General features: G+C 66.1%; 2 protein-coding genes. One reads left to right on the top strand and one right to left on the bottom strand.

Annotated features, from left to right (window positions below):
- On the bottom strand, positions 1 to 825 hold the full coding sequence (locus ACFVJS_RS27400; RefSeq protein ID WP_378886705.1) for a serine/threonine-protein kinase: 825 nt from the start codon (positions 823 to 825) through the stop codon (positions 1 to 3).
- Between the two features lie 133 nt (positions 826 to 958).
- Here ACFVJS_RS27400 and tyrS point away from each other — a divergent pair, with 133 nt between their 5' ends.
- Positions 959 to 2,230 (top strand): tyrosine--tRNA ligase, encoded by a 1,272-nt coding sequence (tyrS, locus tag ACFVJS_RS27395; RefSeq protein WP_378886704.1) that lies wholly within the window; start codon positions 959 to 961, stop codon positions 2,228 to 2,230.
- Positions 2,231 to 2,718 lie beyond the last annotated feature (488 nt).

Here is a 2,718-nt window from a genome sequence, read left to right as displayed (position 1 = left end):
TTAGGCGGAGTCGGCCTGCTTAGGCGTCGACGCCGGCTCCAGCTTCTCGGCCGAGATCCGACCGGCCAGGAAGTCGAGGACGTCCTGAGCCGACCACCGGTCGGCCGGGTCGTAGGCCATGGTGTGCTCGAGCAGAGGCGCGAGCCGGCCGGCCAGCGGCGTACGCGGCGGGTCCTCGTGCACGACCCGATACAGCGTCGCCAGCGCGTTGTCGCCGATCCCGTAGGGAGGCTCGCCCGTCAGCGCCTGGAACAGCGTGGCCCCCAGCGACCACATGTCGCTGGCCGGGGTGGCCTTTCCGCCGGTGGCGATCTCCGGAGCGAGGTACGCCGGTGAGCCGGTGACCTGCCCGGTCTGCGTGGTCTGGGAGTCGACCCCGCGCGCGATCCCGAAGTCGGTCAGCTTGGCACGCTCGGCGCGGCCGACCACGATGTTGGCGGGTTTCACGTCCCGGTGGACGATCCCGGCGGCATGGGCCGCGCGCAGGGCGGAGGCGACCTGGCCGATCAGCTTCGCGGCGTCCTCGACGGGCAGGGGACCGTCGTCGCGCACCATGTGGGCGAGGGTCTTGCCCTCGACGTACTCCATCACCAGCCACGGCTTGTCGTCGTCGCGTACGAGATCGAAGACGGCGACCACGTTCGGGTGCACCAGGCGTGCCGCGAGCCGGGCCTCGCGCTCGACCGCGGCGTCGGAGACGCCGTCGAGCGCGACCAGCTGTTTGAGGGCGACAGAACGTCCCAGCACGTCGTCGGTGGCGAGCCAGACGGCCCCCATCGCTCCTCGGCCGAGCTCCCTCTCGAGCCGGTACCTCCCTGCGATCACCCAGGTCCCCTCAAATCTCGTCGCGAACGCCAGTGGTCAACTCTAGGGGGTATCGCCCACTACCCTTGCTTTCGGGACAACCCGTTCCGGGCCCCGGAAACACCATCTGAGAACGATCTGAGAAAGGCACCACGTGTCCATCGATCCCACACTCCTCGACGACCTCGAGTGGCGAGGCCTCATCGCCGACTCGACGGACCGCGACGCGCTCCGAGAAGCGCTGGCCGGCGGGAGTGTGAAGTTCTATATCGGGTTCGACCCCACCGCGCCGAGCCTGCACATGGGCAACCTCCTCCAGATCACCATGGCGATGCGTCTGCAGCAGGCCGGCCACACGCCCTACGTGCTGGTCGGTGGTGCCACCGGCATGATCGGCGACCCGCGCGACTCCGGTGAGCGCACCCTCAACTCGCCCGAGACCGTCAAGGAATGGGTCGGCAAGGTGCGCAGCCAGATCGAGCGCTTCGTCTCGTTCGAGGGCGACACCGCCGCGACGATGGTCAACAACGCCGACTGGACCACGTCACTGTCGGTGATCGACTTCCTGCGTGACATCGGCAAGCACTTCCCGGTCAACCGGATGCTCGCTCGCGACACGGTGAAGAAGCGTCTCGAGGACGGCATCTCCTACACCGAGTTCTCCTACATCCTGCTGCAGTCCATGGATTACCTGAACCTTTTCCGTACGCACGGGGTCAGCATCCAGTTCGGCGGCTCGGACCAGTGGGGGAACATCACCGGGGGTGTCGAGCTGGTCCGTCGGGTCACCGGCGAGACGGTGCACGCTTTCACCACTCCGCTGATCACGAAGGCCGACGGCACCAAGTACGGCAAGACCGAGGGCGGCGCCCTCTGGCTCGACCCGACGATGATGTCGCCCTACGCCTTCCACCAGTTCTGGCTCAACGTCGAGGACGCCAAGGTGGGGGAGATGCTGCGCGTCTTCACCTTCCTGTCCCACGAGGAGATCGAGAGCCTGGAAGCACAGCACGCGGAGAAGCCGTTCCTGCGAGTGGCGCAGAAGGCGCTCGCCGACCACATGACGACGCTCGTCCACGGGGCAGGGGAGACCGAGCAGGCCAAGCAGGCCGCGGCCGCGCTCTTCGGAGGTGGCGACCTGGCAACCCTGAGCCGTACGACGCTGGCCGCCGCCATCACGGAGGCCGGTGCCGTCGAGCTGGAGCGTGGTGAGGAGCTGCCGACGTACGTCGACCTCTTCGTCGCCGCCGGCCTGGTCTCCTCCAAGGGGGATGCCCGCCGAACGATCGCCGAGGGCGGCGCGTACGTCAACAACGTCCGCGTCGAGGACTCCGAAGGGTCGCTCGACGAAAAAGAGTTGCTCGGTGACGGGTGGATCGTGCTGCGCAGGGGCAAGAAGAAGTTCGCGGGCGTGCGGCTCAAGTAGCTTCTGACCTGCGGGAACGCCCCGGCGAAGGTGACAGTCTTCGCTGGGGCGTTCCTCGATTTGGCAAGCGCGTCATGGAGGCGTAATGTTCATCTGGTCGCCGGGGTGCGGCGGGAAGCAAGCGCGAGTCTTCGGGCGGGCTTCCGGCCCCTGAGTCGGCCACCAACACTCTCGAGCATCAGCTCGGTTCAGAGTCTCTGTCTGGTCCTCGGACCAGACGATCGAGGCAGGACGAACCGTTGATTGATTGTCTCCTGCTGTGCTGGTGCGGATATTGCTTTATCCGATAAGAGCGAGAATTCGCCGAATTGGAGAAGAAAGCAAGATCCGATAAAGTCCTCCAGGACAAAGCAGAGAAACAGCTGCTAATCCGGCAGAAAGCGTGAAAGCGCCGAGTTGGAGAAGCGAGAGTGGCTCTGATAAAGTCTGCGAGGCAGGACCGGCCAGAGGGTCTGGAGCTGGTGAGGAAAGCGCGGATAGCGCCGAAT

The organism is Nocardioides sp. NPDC057772 (assembly GCF_042798075.1).
Classification (GTDB): domain Bacteria; phylum Actinomycetota; class Actinomycetes; order Propionibacteriales; family Nocardioidaceae; genus Nocardioides.
The sequence above is the reverse complement of the archived record's forward strand: the minus strand, read 5'-3'. Positions and strand labels throughout refer to the sequence as shown.